The organism is Spirillospora sp. CA-294931 (genome assembly GCF_050946795.1).
In the GTDB taxonomy this organism is placed as follows: domain Bacteria; phylum Actinomycetota; class Actinomycetes; order Streptosporangiales; family Streptosporangiaceae; genus Spirillospora.
Genome location: NZ_CP192006.1, coordinates 8,595,361 through 8,616,462, shown reverse-complemented (window position 1 = coordinate 8,616,462; position 21,102 = coordinate 8,595,361). Strand labels below are relative to the sequence as shown.

Annotated in this window: 25 protein-coding genes; 24 read left to right on the top strand and 1 reads right to left on the bottom strand. The window is 70.1% G+C overall.

The window, feature by feature from the left end:
• Positions 1-7: 7 nt before the first annotated feature.
• Positions 8-568, bottom strand: coding sequence for a hypothetical protein (locus ACQPY4_RS39185; RefSeq protein WP_433329999.1), 561 nt, complete (start codon positions 566-568; stop codon positions 8-10).
• 142 nt (positions 569-710) lie between these two features.
• Here ACQPY4_RS39185 and ACQPY4_RS39180 point away from each other — a divergent pair, with 142 nt between their 5' ends.
• From ACQPY4_RS39180 to ACQPY4_RS39065, 24 genes are all read left to right on the top strand, one after another.
• Positions 711-941 (top strand): hypothetical protein, encoded by a 231-nt coding sequence (locus ACQPY4_RS39180; protein WP_433329997.1) that lies wholly within the window; start codon positions 711-713, stop codon positions 939-941.
• A gap of 128 nt (positions 942-1,069) precedes the next feature.
• Positions 1,070-2,587: a phage terminase large subunit gene (gene terL, locus ACQPY4_RS39175; protein ID WP_433329995.1), complete on the top strand. Its 1,518-nt coding sequence runs from the start codon at positions 1,070-1,072 to the stop codon at positions 2,585-2,587.
• Between the two features lie 16 nt (positions 2,588-2,603).
• Complete coding sequence (locus ACQPY4_RS39170; protein WP_433329993.1) at positions 2,604-4,286, top strand: hypothetical protein; 1,683 nt, start codon at positions 2,604-2,606, stop codon at positions 4,284-4,286.
• Positions 4,286-5,326, top strand: coding sequence for a hypothetical protein (locus ACQPY4_RS39165; protein WP_433329991.1), 1,041 nt, complete (start codon positions 4,286-4,288; stop codon positions 5,324-5,326). The genes ACQPY4_RS39170 and ACQPY4_RS39165 overlap by 1 nt, the downstream gene beginning before the upstream one ends.
• A 22-nt stretch (positions 5,327-5,348) precedes the next feature.
• Complete coding sequence (locus ACQPY4_RS39160) at positions 5,349-6,962, top strand: hypothetical protein (protein ID WP_433329989.1); 1,614 nt, start codon at positions 5,349-5,351, stop codon at positions 6,960-6,962.
• A 38-nt stretch (positions 6,963-7,000) separates the two neighbouring features.
• Entirely contained in the window at positions 7,001-7,360 is a 360-nt protein-coding gene (locus tag ACQPY4_RS39155; RefSeq protein ID WP_433329987.1) for a capsid cement protein, read from the top strand.
• Between the two features lie 14 nt (positions 7,361-7,374).
• Entirely contained in the window at positions 7,375-8,526 is a 1,152-nt protein-coding gene (locus ACQPY4_RS39150) for a hypothetical protein (RefSeq protein WP_433329985.1), read from the top strand.
• Positions 8,527-8,529: 3 nt separating this feature from the next.
• Positions 8,530-8,847, top strand: a complete 318-nt coding sequence (locus tag ACQPY4_RS39145; RefSeq protein ID WP_433329983.1) for a hypothetical protein — start codon at positions 8,530-8,532, stop codon at positions 8,845-8,847.
• Between the two features lies 1 nt (position 8,848).
• Positions 8,849-9,148 (top strand): hypothetical protein, encoded by a 300-nt coding sequence (locus ACQPY4_RS39140; protein ID WP_433329981.1) that lies wholly within the window; start codon positions 8,849-8,851, stop codon positions 9,146-9,148.
• 60 nt (positions 9,149-9,208) lie between these two features.
• The gene (locus ACQPY4_RS39135) at positions 9,209-9,529 is read left to right on the top strand and encodes a hypothetical protein (protein ID WP_433329979.1); all 321 of its coding nucleotides are present in this window, start codon (positions 9,209-9,211) and stop codon (positions 9,527-9,529) included.
• Positions 9,530-9,532: 3 nt separating this feature from the next.
• Positions 9,533-9,925: a phage tail fiber protein gene (locus ACQPY4_RS39130; protein WP_433329977.1), complete on the top strand. Its 393-nt coding sequence runs from the start codon at positions 9,533-9,535 to the stop codon at positions 9,923-9,925.
• Positions 9,925-10,758 (top strand): hypothetical protein, encoded by an 834-nt coding sequence (locus ACQPY4_RS39125; RefSeq protein ID WP_433329975.1) that lies wholly within the window; start codon positions 9,925-9,927, stop codon positions 10,756-10,758. The genes ACQPY4_RS39130 and ACQPY4_RS39125 overlap by 1 nt, the downstream gene beginning before the upstream one ends.
• Before the next feature lie 12 nt (positions 10,759-10,770).
• Complete coding sequence (locus ACQPY4_RS39120) at positions 10,771-11,097, top strand: hypothetical protein (RefSeq protein WP_433329973.1); 327 nt, start codon at positions 10,771-10,773, stop codon at positions 11,095-11,097.
• Between the two features lie 2 nt (positions 11,098-11,099).
• The gene (locus ACQPY4_RS39115) at positions 11,100-11,870 is read left to right on the top strand and encodes a hypothetical protein (protein WP_433329971.1); all 771 of its coding nucleotides are present in this window, start codon (positions 11,100-11,102) and stop codon (positions 11,868-11,870) included.
• Positions 11,867-12,523 (top strand): hypothetical protein, encoded by a 657-nt coding sequence (locus ACQPY4_RS39110; protein WP_433329969.1) that lies wholly within the window; start codon positions 11,867-11,869, stop codon positions 12,521-12,523. The genes ACQPY4_RS39115 and ACQPY4_RS39110 overlap by 4 nt, the downstream gene beginning before the upstream one ends.
• Entirely contained in the window at positions 12,523-13,224 is a 702-nt protein-coding gene (locus ACQPY4_RS39105) for a DUF6093 family protein (protein ID WP_433329967.1), read from the top strand. Before ACQPY4_RS39110 ends, ACQPY4_RS39105 begins: the two co-directional genes overlap by 1 nt.
• 34 nt (positions 13,225-13,258) lie before the next feature.
• Complete coding sequence (locus ACQPY4_RS39100; RefSeq protein ID WP_433329965.1) at positions 13,259-13,600, top strand: hypothetical protein; 342 nt, start codon at positions 13,259-13,261, stop codon at positions 13,598-13,600.
• Positions 13,601-13,602: 2 nt separating this feature from the next.
• Positions 13,603-14,019: a hypothetical protein gene (locus ACQPY4_RS39095; RefSeq protein ID WP_433329963.1), complete on the top strand. Its 417-nt coding sequence runs from the start codon at positions 13,603-13,605 to the stop codon at positions 14,017-14,019.
• A gap of 20 nt (positions 14,020-14,039) precedes the next feature.
• Positions 14,040-14,405, top strand: a complete 366-nt coding sequence (locus tag ACQPY4_RS39090; protein ID WP_433329961.1) for a hypothetical protein — start codon at positions 14,040-14,042, stop codon at positions 14,403-14,405.
• A gap of 19 nt (positions 14,406-14,424) precedes the next feature.
• Positions 14,425-14,847 (top strand): hypothetical protein, encoded by a 423-nt coding sequence (locus ACQPY4_RS39085; protein WP_433329959.1) that lies wholly within the window; start codon positions 14,425-14,427, stop codon positions 14,845-14,847.
• A 69-nt stretch (positions 14,848-14,916) separates the two neighbouring features.
• Positions 14,917-15,495, top strand: a complete 579-nt coding sequence (locus ACQPY4_RS39080) for a hypothetical protein (protein ID WP_433329957.1) — start codon at positions 14,917-14,919, stop codon at positions 15,493-15,495.
• 90 nt (positions 15,496-15,585) lie between these two features.
• Entirely contained in the window at positions 15,586-15,921 is a 336-nt protein-coding gene (locus ACQPY4_RS39075; RefSeq protein WP_433329955.1) for a hypothetical protein, read from the top strand.
• Positions 15,922-16,118: 197 nt separating this feature from the next.
• Entirely contained in the window at positions 16,119-16,340 is a 222-nt protein-coding gene (locus ACQPY4_RS39070) for a hypothetical protein (protein WP_433329953.1), read from the top strand.
• A 27-nt stretch (positions 16,341-16,367) separates the two neighbouring features.
• Complete coding sequence (locus ACQPY4_RS39065; RefSeq protein ID WP_433329951.1) at positions 16,368-21,101, top strand: NlpC/P60 family protein; 4,734 nt, start codon at positions 16,368-16,370, stop codon at positions 21,099-21,101.
• The last annotated feature ends 1 nt before the right edge of the window (position 21,102 follow it).

Here is a 21,102-nt window from a genome sequence, read left to right as displayed (position 1 = left end):
GCAGATCTCACAGCCTCCAAACGGACCTGACCGCCGACGACCCAGGGACGTAGTCCGCGGTCGTCGGCTTCGCCCCCGCGCGGACCTCAAGCACAATCCAACCCCGCACACACCCGCCAGCCCGGATCGTTTTGCCGAACCCGTCGCCAGGGAAGACCGGCACGCTGAACCAGTCGTCCGACCACGAGTTCACCGGCTCCGCCGTGGTCGAGTCGTCATAGCTGAGCTGCCATCCTGCCCACGACACCTCCACCGGCGCCGTCGCCTGCTCGACACAGACCTTCACGTCCAACCCCGCGTAGACGAACCCGGACCGGCGCGGCGAGACCTTGGATGCCAGCGGCTGACGGTACCCGAAAACGGTGCCCTTCAGACCAGCCCCTAGCGGCAGCGTCGACTTCAACGCTGCGGGGCCCGGGGGAGCGGCGGCCCAGCTGGACGGCGCGGCCCGCGGGCCGGGTTTGGCAGGCTCGGCGGCGTCACCCGACGAGGAACAACTCAGGGCGAGGAAGGGGAGCAGGGCGACGACGGCCGGTGCCGCGCCGCGCCGCGAGGTCGTGGGCTTCACGATGTGCAGCGTGCCTGAACCCGCCAACCACGGCGGGGGACTTGCCGGTTGCGGCCGCCACGTTGACGGTTGCCCCACAACATGCCCTCTCCGGCAGCCTCGCTACGTGTAACCGAATGGTCGCTACCTGCACAATGATCACGTGACACCACGCCGGACACTACGCGCATGGCCAGGCACCTACCGCCCCATCTGGGTGATCGCCGAATACACCGGCCGTCCCGCCGAGACCTTCCGCACCTGGCACAAGGCCGGAGAACTGCCTTCCAGACGCGACGAGCGCACCGGCGAACTCCTCGTCGACGTCGTGGCCGCGTTCAAACTCCACGAGACGCGGTCAGCACGGCGCCGCGCCAAGCGCCGCGCTGCTTGACAAGATCACCACACTTAAACCACCCTGGGGGTGGAGCATCATGCCCAAGACCCGGCCACCGCGCCGGGTTTTCGCATTTCATGACCTTCTAACCGGCGCGCTTCGCCCCGCCCCCGAAAGGGGACGATGTGGCCGTAGACCTCGCCTGGGAGTACGCCGCCCGCCAGTTCGAACCCGCCGCGCCTGCAGACAGGCCCACCTGGGAAAGCCCCGGCGACCTGGCCGCAGCGGTCGACCCCACCACTGTCCAAACCCCCGCACTCGATCTCATCGACCAAGCCCTGGTCGAGGTGGAAGCGGGCCGCTGCGACCGGCTGATCATCACCATGCCTCCCCAGGAAGGCAAGTCGACCCGTGTCACCACCATCGGGCCGCTGTGGATGCTCACCCGCAACCCCGACCGGCGCATCGCGATCGCCTCCTACGCCCAAGACCTCGCCGACGAGTTCGGCCGCAACATCCGCAACCACATCACCTCCAACGACGGCACCGACCACACCCTCGACCTCGGCCTACGGATCGCACCCGACAACGGCGCCGCTCGCCGCTGGCGCCTCGACGGCCATCGCGGTGGTGTCCGCTCGGTCGGCATCACCTCAGGCCTGACCGGCAAACCCGCCGACGTTCTGTTCATCGACGACCCCATCAAGGACCAGAAGGACGCCGACTCCGAAGCCTGGCGCAAAACCGTCTGGAACTTCTGGACAGCGGTCGCGAACACCCGACTCGCCCCCGGCGCCCCCGTGATCATCATCCTGACCCGCTGGCACGAAGACGACCTCGCAGGCCGAGTCCTTGCCGCTGAAGACGCTCACCGCTGGCGGGTATTGAACATCCCAGCGCAGGCCGACCACGACCCCAACAAGGGCCAGACCGACCCGCTGGGCCGTGAACCTGGCCAGTTCCTGCCCTCGGCTCGAGGCCGCACCGATGAACAGTGGCGGCAAATCCGCATAGCCGTCGGCTCCCGCGTCTGGAACGCGCTCTACCAGGGGCGGCCTTCACCGGGCGAAGGCGGCGTCTTCAAACGCGAATGGTGGCGCGAATACACCTCACCCCGCTGGATCGTCCGGGAAGACGGCACGCATTGGATCATCGGCGCCGACGAGCTCATCCAGTCGTGGGACATGGCGTTCAAAGCACTGGACGACAGCGACTACGTCTGCGGACAGGTCTGGGCGCGATACGGGCTGCAGGCGTTCCTGGTCGACGAAACGCGCGACCGGTTGGCCTTCGTCGAGACCCGCAAGGCTGTGCGGCGGCTCGCCGCGAAGTGGCCCCAGGCCACCTTGAAACTCGTCGAGGACAAGGCCAACGGCACCGCCGTCATCAATAGCCTGCACCACACCGTCGCCGGGCTCGTCGCGGTCGAACCCGACGGGTCCAAGGAGGCCCGCGCCGCCGCCGTCGCGCCGTTCGCCGAGGCCGGCCAGCTCGTCCTGCCGAGCCCGGAAATCGCGCCATGGGTCGGCGAGTGGATCGACGAGCTCGCCGCGTTCCCCAACGGCGCGAACGACGACCGCGTCGACTCGATGTCCCAAGCGATCAACCGGCTGCTGCTAGCGCCCATGCTTAACGGGCCCGTCATCGTCGAAGCGGAAGACCTCGACGAAGACCTCGCTGGCTACACCATCAGCGACTACTGACGGCAGGGAGGCGCGGATGAGAATCGCCTCCCTGCTCCAAGAAACCTTCTACCGATGGACCGGCCGCGCGGAACTCGCCGAAGCACGCCGTCATCTGCGCGCCGCCGAGGACACGGTGAACCACCTGGCCGAGTCCGTCTCCGGACTCGAAGCCCGCCTCAACTCACCCGGCTGGCAGCGCGTCACCGCAGACGCCGAACAGGAATTCACCCGGGCCGGACTGCGGCAGCTCACCAGCATCTGCCGCGTCATGGCCCTGAAGAACCCACTGATCAAGCGAGCGGTCAGCCTCCGCACCGCGTATGTGTGGGGCCAGGGCCTGGAGATCTCTGCCCGCGACGGCAAAAGCAACGGCGGCCAGGACGTCAACGCCGTCGTCCAAGCGTTCCTCGACGACCCCGGCAACCAGCGCACCTTCACCGGGCAGCAGGCCCGCGAAGAACTCGAACGGTCTCTGGCCACCGACGGCAACGTGTTCCTGGCGCTGTTCACCAACCCCCGCACAGGCCGCGTCCAGATCCGCTCCCTCCCCTGGGACGAGATCACCGACGTGATCTGCAATCCCGAGGACGCCTCCGAGCCCTGGTACTACAAGCGGGTCTGGTCCACCCAGGCCAACGCACTCACGGGCGCCCGCACCGAACAGCGCATCGCGTACTACCCCGCGCTCGGCCACAAGCCCTCGCCCCGGCCGCTGCGGCTCAAAGACCCCGACACCGGCACCGCCGTAGCCGAGGTCGTCTGGGACGCACCAGTCGTGCACGTCAAGGTCGGTGGCCACCGCGACTGGAAGTTCGGCGTCCCCGACGTGTACGCCGCGATCGACTGGGCCCGCGCCTACCGTGAGTTCCTGACCGACTGGGCGACGTTGATCAAGTCGCTGTCGCGATTCGCTTGGCGGCTGTCCAGCCGCGGCAGCAAGCAAGCGGCCGCAGCAGCTCAGCTGGCAGCGGCGCCGTCCATCGACCCCGTCACCGGCGAACCCCGATTCGCCGGAGCCACCGCCATCACCGCCCCGGACATGGCCCTGGACGCCATCCCCAAGAGCGGCGCGACGATCGACAGCGAGTCCGGCCGCCCCTTGGCCGCCATGGTCGCGGCCGCCACGGACGTGCCGGTCACCATGCTGCTCACCGACCCCGGCGTCACCGGCGCCCGCGCCACCGCAGAGACCCTCGATCCCCCCACTCAGCTCATGGCCAAAGGGCGCCGCGCGCTGTGGACCGAGATCACCCGCGCCATCCTCAACTACGTCATCGCCGAGGCTGTCCGCGCCCCCGAAGGAACCCTGCGCGGCAAGCTCGTCCTGGACGACGGCGGCCGCGAGACCCTCACTCTGCGCGGACGTGCACAGGGCACCATCGACATCTCCTGGCCCGACATCGAGCAGATCAGCCTCACCGTGCTGATCGACGCCATCACCAAGGCTGACCAGACCACCTACCTACCGCCCCTGGTCATCGCGCGGCTCCTGCTGGAAGCCCTCGGCGTTAACGACATCGACGAAATCCTCCAACAGCTCTCCGACGACCACGGCCAGTTCCTTCCTCCACACGGCGCCGGGGGCGCCGCCGGGCTCGCCGCTGTCGATGCGTGGCGCCGCGGCGACGATCCCGCAGGGCTCCTCACCGGAGAAGACCCGGCCCCGCGCGGGCCTACCAGCGACCGCGCCGGGCGGGCTGAACCCGCCGACCCGTAATGCCCCTGACCGACGCGACCCTGCAGGCCGCAAGGCAGGTCCGCGACCGCACCGCCGCCCGGCTCGACGAACTCACTCGGTTTGCCGTCGCCGACTTCGCCGCCGCCTGGGATGCCACGGCGCCGCCGCTGGCCACCGCCCTGGCCGCGCTCACCACGACGGGCACCTGGCCCTCTCGCGCGCATCTGCGCCGCTCCACTGAGTTGCGGGTCGCGCTCGCTGCCCTGGAGCACCGCACCAGACAAGCGACCAGCAAGCTCGATACCCGGACCCAAGCCGCCATCGAGCTGACCGTCCACGACGTCGCTGCGGCCCAGGCAGCCATCGCAGCAACACAGATCCCCGCCAGCGTCAGCCTCGCCGCCGCATTCGCCGGCGTCACCCCCGCGACCCTCGGCACGATCAAGCGGAAGTACAGCGGCGCCGTGAGCCTCGGCCTGGACGCATTGCCCCACGCCATGACCGCCGCGATCCAGTCCGACTTCGTCCGCAGCCGCAGCGAGGATGCCGCGCAAGCCGTCGCGCTGGCGCTCCGCGCCGCCGAGGCCCGCCACGGAGCCGTGCTCACACGCACGTTGACGATCGCCCGCACCCAGGTCATGGACGCCCACCGCGCCGCCGCCCAGGCCGCGCAGGACGAGGCCGCCGACGTGCTGGCGGGCTGGGTCTGGGTGTCGCGCCTCACCACCGAAACCTGTCCGTCCTGCTGGGCCATGCACGGCACCATCCACCCCCTCACGGAACCGGGGCCCCTCGACCACCCGTCCGGCCGCTGCGACCGGATCCCGGTCGTCAAGCCGTGGGCCGACCTCGGCATTCCAGGCCCTGAGCCTGCCTCCAACCTCGCCGACGCCCGCGCCGCCTTCGACTCGCTGCCTCGCCAGCAGCAGCTCCAGATCATGGGCCCAGGCCGCCTGGACCTTCTGACAACAGGACAGATCACCTGGGCGGAACTTGCGCGCCGCCGCGACAACCCGCACTGGCGGCCGTCCTATGCCGCCGCGACTCTCACCGACCTGCGCCACTCTCCGGGCGCCTGACCAGCACCGAAAGGGAGGCGCGGTGACGACCACGCTCAACGACGATCGCCAAGCGCAGACCATGCCGCAGACCCTGCACGAGGCCGGGTCCGTCGCCTCGGCCAATGGGCCGGGCGGGCGACGACGACGCATCCAGCTCATCGATGCCGGATGGTCCAAGAACGGCCGCTACTACCCACCGGACACCCTCGCCGAAGCAGCTCGCGGACGCCGCTTTCCAGCGGGAACTCCGATGTTCGTCGACCATCCCACCGTTACCGAGCAGCAGGAGCGCCCCGAGCGGTCGGTAAGAGACCTGGCCGCGCGGCTGGTGTCCGACGCCCGCTACGAGAACGGCGCCCTGGTCGCCGAGGCCGAACTGTTCGGCGCCTGGCGCCCCGTCATCAACGAGATGGCCGACCACATCGGTGTGTCGATCCGCGCCGCAGGGACTCTGGAATACGGCGAAGCCGACGGCCGTGAGGGCCCGATCGTCACCAGCCTGACCGAAGGCCTCAGCGTTGACTTCGTCACCAGCCCGGCGCGCGGCGGCAAGATCCTCGAACTGATCGAGTCCGCCCGAGCGCAGCATCTCGCCGAGGCCCGAAACATCGGGGCGTGGCTGGAATCCAGGCTGCACCTGTCGTTCACCAGCCTCACCGACGACATGTACGGCCAGGGCCGACTCTCCCGCGATGAACGCATCGCGCTTTCGTCCGCGATCGGCGACGCCCTCAAGGCGTTCACCAGCCGGGTCGAAGCCGACCAGCCGCAGCTGTTCACTCGCGATCTCTGGAGGGGCCCCGAAGAGGACAGCGGGGACGTCGTGGCAGAGGCAACCTCGCCCGCCTCCCCACCCAGCGAGATCCACGTCCACGCCCACTTCGACGGGGCGCTCAGCACCGTGCTGGACGAGGCCAAGGCCAAAGCCGCGCAACGCGACCTCGCGCCTCCCTTCAAGGGCAAGCCGCGCCCCGGCCAGGACGACAGCGAAGACCAGGACCGCCAAGACCCCGACGCCGCTGACCCGGACGAAGACCAGACCCGCGCAAAGAAGAAGGTCGCCGCAACCGAGGCGGACCACATCCAGAACGCGCCGGGCAGTCCGCCCGCCGACACCCCACCCACCAAGGAGGAGGGCAGCATGCCCGAGCTCACCGAAGCCGAGGCGCGCGCGCTGCAGGAGTCCCGCGACGCCGCGCTCGCAGAAGCCGAGAAGGCCCGCAACGAGGCCGCCGCAGCCGCCGCCAGCAAGGCCGAATCAGACCTGAAGCTGGCCCGCTTCGACGCCACCGAGGCCGCCCGGCCCATCGCGGCAGGACTGCTCGCCCAGTCCGGCCTGCCGGCCGCCGCGCAGGGACGCCTCATCACCAGCCTGGTCACCGCAGCGACCGTCCCGCTCACCAGCGACAACAAGCTGGACGAGACCGTCTTCCGCGCCAGCGTCACCGAAGCCATCAACACCGAGCAGAGCTACATCGCCTCGCTGGCCGAGCAGGCCGGCATCGGCACCCCGCGCGGTCTCGGCGAGACGCAGCCCACCGGAGCTGCTCCGGCGGACGCGGCCAAGACCACCCAGGCGCTCGTGGAGTCCTACAAGGCCAACGGCCTGTCCGAGCGCGCCGCCCACCTCGCCGCCACCGGCCGCCCCTTCTGAGCCACCGGTCCGCGACTGACACGAAAGGAAACTGACCAGTGGCTACGAACATCGTTCACGAGCACGGCGATCAGCTCGTCCGCAAGATCACCGTCCCGGCGTCCGGCGCAAAGTCGGGCGACCCGGTGCTGTGCGGGACCCGGCCCGGAGTCGCCCTCACCGACCAGGACGCCAACGGGTTCGCGACCGTGAAGTTCAACGGTTCCGCGGACCTGCTCGTCAAGGGCGAGACCACCACCAACGCCGCGATCGCGGAGGGCGACGTCCTGTACTACGACCCGGCCGCCACCCCTCACAAGATCAACAAGGACTCCGCCAACGGCGTCCGGTATGGCTACGCGGCCGCCGCCGTCGCCTCCGGCGCAACCAAGACCATCACCGTCGACATCGGACACTGAGGAGACCGCTCACCATGACCGAGACTCTCTTTTCTCACGCGGTGGAGCGGTTCGACGCCGAGTCGGCCAGCATCCACAACCTCTTCGGCGGCCAGCGCCGCGTCGCGCCCGGCCGCGGCGGCGACTCACTCTGGGAGCACAAGCTCCTGGAAGCCCAGCGGTTCATGTGGGACATCCGCCACAACCGCCGCCCCATCAACCACTTCGCTGAGGCGATGGGCACCTCGGACTTTCCGCTGCTGTTCGCCGACAGCCTCGACCGGCAGCTCTACGGCGCCTACGAGGCCACCCAGCCGACCTGGATGAACTACGCCCGCGCCGCGACCGTCAACGACTTCCGCGAGGTCAAGCGGTTCGCCACCAGCGGCATCCGGGGCCGACTGGAGAAGGTCGGCGAGCTGTCGGAGTTCAAGCGGCGCGGCCAGACCGAGAAGCAGTACGAGTACCGCGTCGACCGCTACGAAGCGGGCTTCGCCCAGTCGTGGGAGTCGATGGTCAACGACGACCTCGGTGCCTTCCTGCGGCTCCCGCAGGACCTGGCCGACTCCGCCCGCGACAGCGAGGAGGCGTTCGTCACCGAGCTGTACTGCGACACCAACGGCCCGCACGCCGTTCACTACTCCAGCGGCAACGGCAACCTGCTGTCCGGGAACCCGCCGCTGTCCCGTGACGCGCTCCAGGCCGCGATCACGCAGCTGATGAAGCGCAAGGACGAACGCAACAACCCGATCGTCGTCAAGGGGGTCCGGCTCGTCGTCGGCACCGGCCTCGCCCTGGTCGCGCAGGAGATCATCAACACCACCGAGTACCGAGTCGTCGACGGCAACGGCAACGTTCGCATCATCAAGGGCAACGGCGTCGCCGCCAACCTCGGCGTCGACGTCAACTACTGGATCGACGCCGTCGCCACCGGCGCCAACGCCGACACCTCCTGGTGGGTGTTCGCCGACCCCAACGGGACCAGGCCCGCGCTGGAGTTCGGCCGACTGCGCGGATACGAGGCGCCGGCGCTGTTCGAGAAGATCCCGGACGCGCGGCGCCTCGGCGGCGGCGAGGAGCCGTTCTCCTTCGACACCGCCTCGGCCGAGAAGAAGATCCGCCACGTGATGGGCGGCACCTTCGTCGACGAGAAGATGACGGTCGCCTCAAACGGGACCGGCGCCTGATCGATGGAGGAACTGCCGATCGCGCGGAACCCGGACCAGAGGTTCATGGCCGGAGTGTGTGAGCGGCTCGACCGGCAGAACCAACTGCTGGCCGACATCCGTGACCGGCTGCCCACCCACGACGGCGGGCAGCCGGTCACCGCAGCCGCAACGGGAGAGGTCACCGAACCCGCCAGGCCAGCGGTAACGCCGCCCCAAGCCACCACGCTCACCGAACCGGCAACACCACCCAACGCCGCTGCGGTGAAGAAGCCCGCACCGAAGAAGAGCACATCGCCCCGCCGAGCCCGGGCGGCCGAACCCAAGGCGAAGGAGAGCTGACATGGCAACCAAGGCCGCCTACTACGGCACCAAGCCGCCGACGATGCTGAAGGGCGCCGCTTCCCTGGACTTCCCGTCCATCGCGGCCGCCGGACAGCACGAGCTGACCATCGCGGTGACGGGCGCAGCGGTCGGTGACGCTGTCGTCCTGGCCCCGCCAGCCGCCCTGACCGCAGGTCTGATCGCCAACGCACGCGTCACAGCACCCGGGACGGTCACTATCCGGCTGGCCAACATCACCGCAGCCGCGATCGACCCCGCCGCAGCGACCTGGGGCGTCCGGGTCATCAAAGCCAGCTAGTCAGGGGGGCCACGGCGCGGCTTCCGCAGCTTCAACGCCCAACAACCTGAAGGAGGGGCAATGTCCGGCGACAAGACGATCGTCTACCTCGGCAACCGCGCCGCCATCGAGACCTCGCATGACGCGACTGGCCGCGAGGTCCGCCGGGCACTGTCCCCGGGGAAACGGCGCACCACCGTTGAACCGCCATCCGGAGCTCCGCTCGCCGAGGTGTTCACGGCCATCACGGCGTCCGGCGGAGTGTGGGCCTACCACTCCAGCGAACCTCCGGCATGGGTCGCCAGCACCGATCCGGCGCTCGCGCAACTCCTCGCCGCGCACTACGGCTGTGAACTCCGCGCTCCCGAGCCCCACCACGGCGACGACGCCCCGAAGGGATGATCGATGCTCACCAACGGCGGCCGCGACCATGCCCTGGCCTGCGTATACGGCACAGCCGCGCAGCCCGCAGCCGCGAACTATCTCGCGCTCAGCGCCAACTCGGCCGCGCCTAACGCCGCGAACACGACCCTGCCGGGGGAGATCACCACATCGGGCGGCGGCCTGGTGCGCGCGCAGGCGACCTACGCCCACACCAACGGGCAAGCCACCGCCACGCTCACCAAGACCTTCACCGCCAACGGCTCTGACGCGCTGCCCGTCACGATCGCCAAGATCGGCATCTTCAACGCCCCCAGCTCCGGCACCCTGACCAACGAGACGCTGCTTTCCGCGACCGCCACCCTGTCAGCAGCCGGTGACGCACTCACCATCACCGACACGATCACCGTCTCCTGATGCCCGACTGGCCCCTGTCCGGCGGATCAGGCACCGAGACCGGCGGGATCACCGTCGCCGCCTCCACCGGCGCCGCCGTCGCAGCAGCCGCCACGACCAACACCAAAGGCGCCTGGGTCGAACTCATCGCGGCGACCGCCCGAGACGCGGTCGGGCTCCTGGTCAACGCAGGCCGCGGGCACACGGCGACCGCGGACTTCCTCGTCGACCTGGCGGTCGGCGCCGCTGGCGCCGAGCAAGTCCTCGTCCCCAACCTCACAGCGGGCAACGGCACGAACCTGCTCGGTCCCGGGGCGGTGTTCATCCCGATCGCTGTCCCCGCTGGCACGCGGATCTCCGCGCGGTGCCAGTCCACCGTGGCCAGCGCGATCTCACGTCTCCAGGTGATCGCCGTCTACGGGACCTGGTCCTCGAGCGTCCCGCACGGAGTGTGTACGGCCTACGGCGCCAACACCGCGGACTCGGGCGGAGTGACCGTCGATCCGGGCGCCGTGGCCAACACCAAAGGCGCCTGGTCGCAGATCGTCGCCTCCACCAGCCGACCCTGCCGGGCCGTCATCATCGGGATCGGGAACCAGGCCAACTCGGCCCGCTCGGTCAACACCGACTGGCTCCTGGACATCGCCCTCGGCGGAGCTGGCGCGGAGACGAGCATCATCAGCGACCTGCACATCGAGTGCAGCACCGTCGACGACATCGCCACCCCACAGTGGGTCGGGTCGCTGCCCATCGATATCCCGGCCGGGACGCGGCTGGCCGCCCGATCTCAAGCCAGCGCCGTCACCGACGCCAACGACCGGCTCTTCGACGTCATTATCTACGGGCTGGACTGAGAGGAGGCTCGCATGCCGACGCTGCTCGTCTCCGGCACCCAGACCGCCACTATCAACACCGAGCACGAGCTGGCCGTCGACACCTCCAACAAGACCTACGTGCTGGCCGTCGACACCGCCGCCCTGGCCGCTGGGGACCTGCTGGAACTGCGGCTCTACACCAAGATCCTCGCCGGAGGGGCCGAGCGCCTGGCGTACGTGGCCAGCTACCAGCACGCCCAGGGCCAGCCCGCTGTGTACTCGGTGCCCGTGCCCGCCAACGTCCACCTGCGCGCCACGCTGAAGCAGGTCGCTGGGACGGCCCGGTCGTTCCCCTGGTCGCTGCTAGCCCTCGGCTGACCATGGCGCTGCGCTACCTCGCCGCCTATCTCACCCCGGGCAGCGGGCAGCCCCTGCCCCGAAACGCAGCCGACAACCTGCTCCTGTCCGACACCGGGGCGCGAGCCCTGCAAACGGCCCGGGCCGCAGATGACGGCGCCGACCCGGAAGAGGTGCTGGCGCGCGCGCTCACCGTGGCCCGCCCGGCCACCGGCGCGCTGCAGATGGGGGAGGCAGCCGCCGTCACCGTCGCCCGGCTCGTCCCGGCCGCCGACGCCCTCGCGCTCGACGACCACGGGGCCCAGGCGGGCATGGTCGCCCGGACGGCCGGGGACCCCACTGGTCTGGCTGATGGGGCTGCGGCGTCGACCGGTCAGAGCGTCACCAGCAGCGACGCTCTGACCGGGGCCGATGCCGCCGCCCGCCAGACCGCCGCCGCCCGCGCGGCAGCTACCCCGCTGGCACTGGTCGACGACGCGGACCGGTCCTCCACCGCGTCACGGTCATGCGGCGACGCCGCCCACCTCCCGGACACAGCAGCCTCGAACTCTGGCCAATCAGCGGCCACAGCAGACCCGATCGTCATCGTCGAGGCCGGCTCCGCCGCCACCGCTCGGGGTCGGGCTGCCAGCGACCTGTTCGTCCTGGCCGACGCCGCGACCCCGAGCGGCAGCGGTGAGGGTCCCGAACCGGGCCGGGGCGTCCCCGAGGTGACCGGTGTCGGCACCGCAGCCCTTGCGACCAGGCCGCGCGCTCGACTCATCGCCGACGGATCGAAGGTGAGGGCTCGATGACCGAGATCTATTGGATCGGGAAGGTCGTGGTCATCGAGTGGGCCCTGATGGACCTGGCTGGAGCCCCGGTGACGGACGCGACCGTGGAAGGCGCTATCACCCGCCCCGACGGCACCACCAGCGCCACCACGATCGACCATGCCCCCGGCACCAGCACCTACCGCGCCTCCTACGAGGCCACCATGGCCGGTACACACGCCTGGCGGCTGACCGCCTCCGGGCCCGTGGAGACAGCGGAGGAAGGCACCTTCGAGGTCAGACCCTCACCCAGCGTCGCCGCCCCGCCAACGCTCGACCTGGACACCGACGTCGGCAAGGTCCGGGTCCTGATCCCCGACCGTGACCGCGACCGGATGATCCTCTCCGACGAAGAACTCCAAGCGTTCATCGACCTCGCCCGGGGGACCGGCACGCCGCGGATCAAGCGAGCGGCCGCTCTGGCGCTGGACGCCATCGCCAGCAGCGAGGCCCTGGTCTCCAAGAAGCTGCGCGACAAAGACCTGGCCACCGACGGCCCGGCCGTCGCCGCCGAGCTCCGAGCCCGCGCCGCCACCCTCCGCGACGAAGCCGACGAGGACGACGACCTCGCCGACGGCGCCGGGCTGCAGATTGTCGAATTCGTCGACCCGTTCACCCGGACCAGGCTCGGCTGATGCCGCTCCCCACGACCCGCGTGTTCCCGCACGGCTGGAGCGCCCACCACCGCCCGGCCGCGACCGACACCATGACCGGCCAATGCGTCATCACGCGCGCCGCCACCCAGATCCACTCCGGGGCCTGCCGGGTCATCGCCGACCGGTCCGACATGCGCGCCAGCATCGGCGCCCAGGACCTGCTCACCGTCCGGTACCTGATCACCGTCCGGTACGACGTCAACGACGTCGAGCCCGGCGACATCGTCGAGATCACCGACGCTGCCGACGGCGGCCTGGTCGGCCGCCGGTTCACCGTGGCCGAGGTCAGGTACGGGACACAGCAGTGGGAACGCGACCTGTACGCCACCGACGAGCACACCAGCCTGCCGGGCTACTCGCAACAGCTCACCATCGTCCGCGCCCCGCTCGTCACCGGCTACGGCAACTCCCTGACCTGGGATTGGCCCAACGCGTCCCGCACCCCCGCCCTAGCGGCCGTCACGCCCCTAGCGTCGACCGAGACGACCGGGGCCCGCGACGAGGTCACCACGACCTACACGTGCCAGGCCCCAGCAGGGACCGATGTCCGGGTCACCGACCGCGTCGAGTGGGACAGCCGCACCTTCCAGGTCGACGGCGAGCCCCAGGCCATTCCGCACCCGCTCACCGGCGCCCCACACCACGTTGAATTCCGGCTCCGCATCGACGAGGGCGGCTGACCGTTCCCGAACACGACACGAAACAGGTGATCCCATGCCTCGCACCGCGCTGACCCCGGAGAAGTTCGTCACCGCCGGGCTTTCGCCGACGCCGATCACGCCCGACCCCGCCGGCGTCCAGTTCCGCAACAACGGCGAGATGGTCCTGATGGTGACCAACGGATCCGGCGCCTCCATCAACGTCACCCCGAAGATCGCCAAGAGCGTCGAGGGGGTCGTTCCGACCTCCCCGGCGCGGGCTGTCGCGGCAGGAGCCACCCGGTTCTTCGGGCCCTTCGACGAGCAGGCATATGCACAGCCCGACGGGACGGCGAACATGCACATCGACCTGTCCGCCGTCGCGTCGGTCACGGTCTCCCTGCTCCAGATGCCCTAGCCATGGCCGACTGGCGATTCGACTACCAGGCGATCGAGCAGCTCGTCCACCACCCCATCGTCCAGGCCGACGTCGAGCGGCGAAGCGCGTCGGCCGCCGCCGCCGCGACGGCGGTGTGCCCTCGCAGCGAGGACGGCCGCAACGGGCAGCCGCCCGGCCACCTGGCCTCCACCATCCGAGTCGAACCGCGCGGCGCCGGACGCCGGATCCTCTACGGCAACGACACCACCGCTTGGTACGCGCCGCTGATCGAGTGGGGCACCCGCCCTCACGTCATCCTGCCGCGCAACGGCCGCTACCTGCGATGGGTCGATCCGCAGACCGGCCGCGTGATCTTCGCCCGCAAGGTCAACCACCCCGGCACCCCCGCCTACCGCGTCATGAGCGGCGCCGCGCTGGCCGCCGCCCGCAACGGCTGAACCACACCAAGGGAGCGATCGTGAGGCTGCTGATCACCGCGTGGCCGCGCATCAACGGTTCGACCCACCAACCCGGCGACATCGTCACCGTCGACGACGAGGGCCTGGCGGGGATGCTCATCAAGGACGGCCAGGCCCGCCCGGAAGGGACACCGGAACCGGTCCCACGCGGCAGGCCCACCCACACCTCGGAGGACCCCATCGAGGACCCTGCGACCGCAAACGCCGCCGCCGGTGCCTCCGAACCGCCTCCGGCCCCGACCAAGCCCGGGCGCGGGGCCTCCCACGCCGAATGGGTCGCCTACGCCGTCGCCAACGGCCTCGAAACCGACACCGCCCAGAGCATGACGCGCGGCGCCCTGGCCACCCACTTCGCCGGCTCCTGAACCGGCCGAGGGACCATCCATGCCGCAGCAGCAGGCGTTTCCCGACCTCGAACCCATCATCGTCGCGCACCAGCTCGAGCTCGTGCCGACCGTGTGGTCGTGCCTGGAGCTGCCGCCCACCACCGAGTTCAACTCCCGGCTGCCGGTCGCCCAGTACAGCCGTGTCCCGGCTGGCGGCGCCGCGCGCGGGACCTGGGCCCACGGGTTCCTGCTGGACAAGGCGACGATCGACGTCGACGTCTACGCCGGATCCCGCGAGACGGCCAACGCCGCCGCCCGGCTGCTGCGCACCTCGTTGCTTGGCCTGGCCGGCACCGTCCGAGACGGCGCCGGGTTCGTCTCCGCCGCCGAGACCACCGGCCCCGGCTGGCGCCCTGAGGCATCCCAGGACATCACCCGCATCGGCTGGCTGGTCTCGCTGACCGTCCGCCCGATGCCCTAAAGACCCGCGAATTCCCGAGCCCCGCCACCGGCGGGTGTTTCCGCATGCCCGCAGAAAGGGGATTTGCGCATGGCCAACACCAACAACGTCACCGTCGGCGGAAAGGGCTTCGCCTATTTCGGGGACGTCGGCGTCACCGCCCCAGCCGACCTCACCACCAACTGGGGGGTGGGCTGGGGTGACGCCGGGATCATTCTCGACGACGGTCTCACCGAAGCCCTCAACGAGGACGAAACCACGTTCAACGGGTGGGGATACAACAGCCCGATCCGCATTGAGCCCAAGGCCCGCACGATCACCTTCAAACTGACGCTCACGGAGGTGACGGCGCGGGCGCTGTCGCTCTACTACTCCGTGCCGATCGCGGACATGAGCGTCATCGGCACCGGTGCCGACGCCGGGGTGGAGTTCGACGACCCCGAGACCGCCCGGGCGATCTACGTCGCGCTCGGCCTCGACATCATCGACGAGCAGACCGGCCGCCACTTCCGCTACGTCGTCCCTCGCGCGAAGGTCTCCGACCGCGACAACGTTGAGGACAAGGCCGAGTCGCTGCACTCCTTCGGGCTGACCTTCACCGCGATGGTCCCCACCACGGGCGGGACCCCCGTCAAGCGGTTCATTTCCAGAGTTCCGCTGCCCGTTTAGACCGGGCGGCCGGGGCGTTTTTCTTCGCGGGTCTTCGCCCCGGCCTCCCTCATTTCCCAGACCCGCGAAAAGATCCGCGAGGAGAAGAACATGGCCAAGTCGAACAAGGGCCGCTTCAGGCTTTCCGAGATGCGAGAGAAGCGCGCCAAGGCGCTCGGCGGCCGATACGTGGAAATCGAGGACGACGACGGCAACGTCCTCGTCCAGATTCCTCGCGCGGCGTTCTGGGATGCGGCGACCTACGAGGACGTGGTCGCCTCCGGCGTGGCAATGCGGGACCTAGCCACCTTGGAACGGGTCATGGACGAGGACGAGTTCGCCAAGCTCAAAGCGCTGGGGCTTGAGCTCGGCGACATGCGCGACCTCGTCCACGAGGTGATGAGGGACGTCAACCGCCCGGAATCGCCGGGCTCCTCCATGCCGTAGAGGAGCACCGCCTCAAACTCCACGCCGATCTCTCGCACTACTTCCCCGGCCAGGAATCGCCGCTCCTGCAATGGCAGGCCGGGAAGATCCCACTCATCGAGCTCGCCGCCTTCTACGACTGGCTGCCGGAGGACTCGCAGACCAAGGCCGCGCAGGCGGGCGACCGGGACGACCGGCGTTGGTCCGAACGCGAATGGATGCAGGCCGCCCAACTCGCCTACCTGCAGAACCTGCACCAGTTGCTCTGGATCGGTCTCCGCATCAAGGGGACCCCGCCGAAGGCCGTCCCGGTGAAGGCACCGACCTATACCCGGCCCGGCGGCCCATCACAGCAAGAACAGCAACGCGCCCAGGCCCACCAGGCGCGGCTGGCTCGCCTCCGCAAGTTCAGCCCATCGCACCAGCCGTCGGCGGACTGACCGCCGCCTCACAGGCGAGGGGGTGCGGTGGCCGGACAGGATGCTGGCGGAGTCGGGATCGAAGTCGTCCCAAAGATCGACTCCGCGGCGTGGGGGCAGCAGATTCAGGCCCGGCTCGACCAGCCCGTCAATCGGGCCGGGCGCGCCCTGGGCCGCACCCTCGCCGAGGGCATGAAGGCAGGTTTCGCACCCCGTCGTCTCGAGGAGGCGATGCGGGACGCCTCCCCCCGGCTTCAGGTCGCCGGGGGGAGGCTTGGCCGCCAGATCGGCGCGGAGATCGCCCGCGCCACCAAGGCCGAGCTCGAAGCCAAGCTGCGGAACCTGCCCCGGGCCAACGTCAAGGTCCGGGTCGAGCTCGACGAGCCGTCCCTTCAGCGGGTCCGGCGCCGCATCGAAAGCCTGGGGCCGTTCACCGCGACGATCAACGTCGACGCCGACACCGCGGCGGCGATGGCGCGGCTGCTGGCGCTGCGCGCCGAAGCGGACCGGCTCTTCGGGCGGTCGGTCAACGTCACCGTCGGCGCGAACACCGCCCAGGCGGCCAGCGCGCTGACGATGCTCGGCCTGCAGATGGCCGCGCTGGCGTCCATCCCGATCGGCGCGACCATCGCCGCAGGTCTCGGCGGCATCGCCGCCTCGGCCGTCGCGGCAGGCGCCGGATTCGGTGGGCTGCTCGCCGTGGCGATCCCCGGAGTGAACCGGATTCGAGAGGCGCTTCAGGCGCAGAAGACCGCGCAGAACCAGGTCACCACCGCCACCCAGGCTGGGACGGTCGCGCTGAACGTCTCCGCGATCGCCGCTGCACAGGCCCAGCTCCGGGCGATGGCGATGGCGCAGGCCGAACGGCAGGTCACCAACGCCCAACGCGCCGCCCGCCAGGCCCAAGTCGACCTGAACGAGGCCCGCCGCCAGGGCGCCCGGTCGCTGCAGGACCTGCGGAACAGCGTCGTCGACGCCGGGCTCAGCCTGCGCGGCGACGAACTCGCCGTCCTGCGCGCCAAGCAGGCGCTCGACGCACTCAACGCCTCCCGCGAGGACGCCCTGGCCGTCCAGCGCGCACAGCTCGACCTGGCCAAGGCCAACACCACCCTCAAGGCGGTCCTGGCCGACCCCAAGTCGACCCAGCTTCAAAAGGATCAGGCCAAGCTCGCGGTCGACGCCGCCAAGGAGGCGCTGCGGCAGGCACAGGAGCAGCGCCGCGCCCGCGAGCTCGAACGCCGCGAAGCCAAGCTCGCCTACGAGCAGGCCGTCCAGCAGCTCAAACAGCAGCAGCTCGCCTACCGCAGACTCCGCCAGGACGAGGCCCGCGCGCGCCGAGAGGGCGTCGAAGGCAGCGAGGAGGTCCGGGCCGCCAAGGAACGGCTCAGGTCCGCGCTGCAGCAGGTCGCCGACGCCCAACGCGCCGTCCGGCAACAGCAGATCCAGGACCGCATCGCCGCTCTCCAAGCCGCTGACGCGCAACGGCAGGCCGCGGCGGCAGCCGACGGGACCAGCGCCGCCAACGTCAGGCTCGGCCGCGCCATGGACAAGCTCACGCCCGCCCAAACCGAGCTCCTCAAGGGCTGGCAGACCTTCAGCAAGGTCTACCGGGACTGGACCCGCTCCCTCGAGCCGGACGTCCTGCCCGTCCTGGCCGGCGGGCTCGCACTGACTGCCGGCCAGCTCGGCAAATTCAGTCCGATGATCAGGTCCAGCTCGGCCGCGTTCCTGATCCTGGAGGCCCGGGCGTCTGCCGCGCTCGACGGCCCCTTCTGGACCAAGTTCATCAACAACGTCGGCATCGCCGCCCCCGAAGCGATCCTGGAGTTGGGCAGCATCGGCGGGAACGTCTTCACCGGCCTCGGCGGCGTGATCAACGCGTTCCTGCCCTACACCGGCCAGCTCCTCGGCGCTGTCGACGACCTCACAGACGGGTTCGCCGACTGGGGCACCGAACTCGGCGGCTCCACCGGGTTCATCGTGTTCATGGACTACGCCGCCCGCACCGGCCCGCAGGTGGTCAGTGTGATCGGCGCGGTCGCATCAGCGTTCTTCCAGGTCGGGCAGGCACTCGCCCCGCTGGCAGGGGTACAGCTCGGCGTCATCCGGTTCCTCGCCGAAGGCATCGCCGACCTGGCCTCCAGCCACCCCCAGCTGTTCCAGCTCGCCGCGGCCGTCTTCCTGGTGAACCGCGCTCTGCGGATCCTGGGATTCACCAGCCTCATCGCCGGACTGACCGGATCCGGAGTCGCCGCCGGGGTCGCGGGCGCCGGGATGCTGCGGTTCGGCATGATCCTGCGGACCGTCGGCGGCGCCATGATGGGCGTCACCGGCCAGGCCGTCACGACCCGCATCGCGCTCCTCGGACTCGCCAAGGGCGCCGGACTGCTGCTGGCCTTCTACGCCGCGACCCAGGCGATCGACCACTACACCGGCAGCGCCGACCGCGCCAAACCCTCCACCGACGCGCTCCGCCAGGCCCTCATCGAACTTGGCCGCACCGGGCAGTCCAGCAACGACCTGCTAAAACAGTTCGCGGGCGACGGCATCGGCTCCATGGTCGAGCAGGCCCGCCAGCTCGCCGACCCCACCACCAGCCAGAAGGCCACCCAGTTCTTCTCCGGGCTGATCAACGGCCTGTACGGCGCGAACGGCATCGCTCAGCAGGCCAGGGAAAATTTCAAGGGCGTCGACCAGACTCTCGTCCAGATGGTTCAGGGCGGGAACGCCGCAGCGGCGAAGGCGGCTTTTGATCGGCTCCGCGACTCCCTGGTCGGCGCCGGGCTTGGCGTCAACCAGGTCAACAGCCTGTTCCCGCGATTCACGCAGCTCATGTACAGCGGCTCCGGCACCGCGGCTCTGTTCACCCAGCAGATCGAACGGCAGAACCGCGCGCTTTCTGCCAACGCGCGCGCGTTCGCGTCTGACCAGCAGCAGGTCATCGATTTCAACCAGGCGCTCAACGCGGGCCGCAACGCCTTGGACACCAACGGGCGCGCGTTCTGGGGCAATTCCCAGGCCGCCACCAACAACCGGTCCGCGATCCTCAACGGCGCCCGCGTGGTGCAGAACTACACCGACGACCTCGTCTCCAACAACCGCGTCACCGACGCCAGCATCCGCCGGATCAAGGACCAGCGCGAGCAGCTCATCCAGATGGCGCAGAAGTTCGGTCTTTCCCGCAAGGCCGCCGAGCGCTACGTCGACCAGCTCGTGAAGATCCCCAAGAAGACCTCCACCAATGTCAGCGTGAGCGCCAAGGGCAAGTTCGACATGAGCGGCCTTGGCAACCTGGGGCCCTTGTCCGACGTCCTCAGGGGCGTTTTCGGCAACGCGGGCGGCGGTTACATCCCCGGCGGCGGAGGCCCCCGCGACGACGGCTACCTCACTCGCATCTCCGCCGGAGAGATGGTCATCAACGCCCCGGCCGTGGCGCGGCACAAGCCTCTCCTGGCCTCGATCAACGACGAGGGAAACCAGGGCACCATCTACAAGGGCACCGGCTACAGCCGCGTCGGCGCCTTCGCGGGCGGCGGCATCGCCGCGTCCGCCCAACTCGCCCTCCCCGCGCCGCCGTCGCGGTCCGAGCTCACGATGGGGCCGCCTCCCGTCATCCCGGGATTTGCGGGCGGCGGTATCCCCAAGGAGATCCTCGCCCCCTCCTACCGCAAGGGCTACTCCTACGACGGCGAGGCCGCCCGCACCCTCGACAAGGCCCGCAAGGCCAACCTGGCCTACCTCGCCGGCACGTTCGGCTACGTCGGCGGCCAGACCGCCGTCATGGCCACGGTGCTGCAGCAGCTCCTGCAGGGCGGCTACGGCTCCGGCGCCAAGGCTGTGGCGTTCGCCAGAGCCCAGCTCGGCGAACCGTACGTGTGGGGCGCCGAGGGGCCGAGCACCTGGGACTGTTCAGGGCTGACCCAGGCCGCGTGGCGGCACGCCGGGGTGAACATCCCGCGCGTCACCTACGACCAGATCGCCTACGGTACGGCGTCGTCGCGCAGCCGAGCCATGCCCGGCGACCTGCTCTTCCCTCACCGGGGCCACGTCATGATGGTCACCGGGATGGGCGGATCCAAGGCCCTGATCCACGCGCCGCGGACCGGCGACGTCGTGCGGTACGCGCCGTGGCGAGACGGTGTGGTCCGGCACATCGCCGGAAAGGGCGGCTCGTACTACGGCGGCGGTTCGCCGAAGGCGTTCGCGAAGTCGCAGTTCGACGACATGGGGTGGGGCGCCGGGCAATGGCCGCCGTTGGACCGGCTCTGGCAACGCGAGTCCGGGTGGCGCTGGAACGCCCGCAACCCCTCCTCGGGCGCGTACGGGATCCCGCAGGCCCTCCCACCGGACAAGATGGCGTCGTTCGGGGCGGACTGGAAGACGAACTGGGCGACCCAGATCCGCTGGGGCCTGTCCTACATCGCCTCCCGGTACGGCACCCCCGCCCGCGCCTGGTCACACTCCCAGTACACCGGCTGGTACGCCGACGGCACCAAGTCCGCTCGACGCGGCCTGGCGTGGGTGGGGGAGCGCGGCCCCGAGCTCGTCGACTTCCGGGGCGGGGAGCGGGTGTGGCCGCACGAGGAATCGTTGCGGATCGCGGCCGCCGCCGGTGCTGCTCCCATCGAGCTCCTCGAAGTCCCGGAAGGGGGCGGCGAGACGCATATGCACGCTCACTTCGACGGGTGGACTCGCGCCGGAGTGCAGGCCGAGGTCGTCACCGCGTTCCACGCTCTGCAGGTCCAGGCCGCCGCGGCGCAGCGTGTCGGACGGCGACGGTAGG

Bases quoted from the DNA above. Each gene is read 5' to 3' on its own strand.
- ACQPY4_RS39080 (WP_433329957.1), top strand. From the start codon at position 14,917: ATGGCCAACACCAACAACGTCACCGTCGGCGGAAAGGGCTTCGCCTAT.
- ACQPY4_RS39105 (WP_433329967.1), top strand. From the start codon at position 12,523: ATGCCGCTCCCCACGACCCGCGTGTTCCCGCACGGCTGGAGCGCCCAC.
- ACQPY4_RS39085 (WP_433329959.1), top strand. From the start codon at position 14,425: ATGCCGCAGCAGCAGGCGTTTCCCGACCTCGAACCCATCATCGTCGCG.
- ACQPY4_RS39170 (WP_433329993.1), top strand. From the start codon at position 2,604: ATGAGAATCGCCTCCCTGCTCCAAGAAACCTTCTACCGATGGACCGGC.
- ACQPY4_RS39165 (WP_433329991.1), top strand. From the start codon at position 4,286: ATGCCCCTGACCGACGCGACCCTGCAGGCCGCAAGGCAGGTCCGCGAC.
- ACQPY4_RS39135 (WP_433329979.1), top strand. From the start codon at position 9,209: ATGTCCGGCGACAAGACGATCGTCTACCTCGGCAACCGCGCCGCCATC.
- ACQPY4_RS39100 (WP_433329965.1), top strand. From the start codon at position 13,259: ATGCCTCGCACCGCGCTGACCCCGGAGAAGTTCGTCACCGCCGGGCTT.
- ACQPY4_RS39110 (WP_433329969.1), top strand. From the start codon at position 11,867: ATGACCGAGATCTATTGGATCGGGAAGGTCGTGGTCATCGAGTGGGCC.
- ACQPY4_RS39140 (WP_433329981.1), top strand. From the start codon at position 8,849: ATGGCAACCAAGGCCGCCTACTACGGCACCAAGCCGCCGACGATGCTG.
- ACQPY4_RS39145 (WP_433329983.1), top strand. From the start codon at position 8,530: ATGGAGGAACTGCCGATCGCGCGGAACCCGGACCAGAGGTTCATGGCC.
- ACQPY4_RS39095 (WP_433329963.1), top strand. From the start codon at position 13,603: ATGGCCGACTGGCGATTCGACTACCAGGCGATCGAGCAGCTCGTCCAC.
- ACQPY4_RS39130 (WP_433329977.1), top strand. From the start codon at position 9,533: ATGCTCACCAACGGCGGCCGCGACCATGCCCTGGCCTGCGTATACGGC.
- ACQPY4_RS39075 (WP_433329955.1), top strand. From the start codon at position 15,586: ATGGCCAAGTCGAACAAGGGCCGCTTCAGGCTTTCCGAGATGCGAGAG.
- ACQPY4_RS39070 (WP_433329953.1), top strand. From the start codon at position 16,119: ATGCAGGCCGCCCAACTCGCCTACCTGCAGAACCTGCACCAGTTGCTC.
- ACQPY4_RS39125 (WP_433329975.1), top strand. From the start codon at position 9,925: ATGCCCGACTGGCCCCTGTCCGGCGGATCAGGCACCGAGACCGGCGGG.
- ACQPY4_RS39150 (WP_433329985.1), top strand. From the start codon at position 7,375: ATGACCGAGACTCTCTTTTCTCACGCGGTGGAGCGGTTCGACGCCGAG.
- ACQPY4_RS39115 (WP_433329971.1), top strand. From the start codon at position 11,100: ATGGCGCTGCGCTACCTCGCCGCCTATCTCACCCCGGGCAGCGGGCAG.
- ACQPY4_RS39120 (WP_433329973.1), top strand. From the start codon at position 10,771: ATGCCGACGCTGCTCGTCTCCGGCACCCAGACCGCCACTATCAACACC.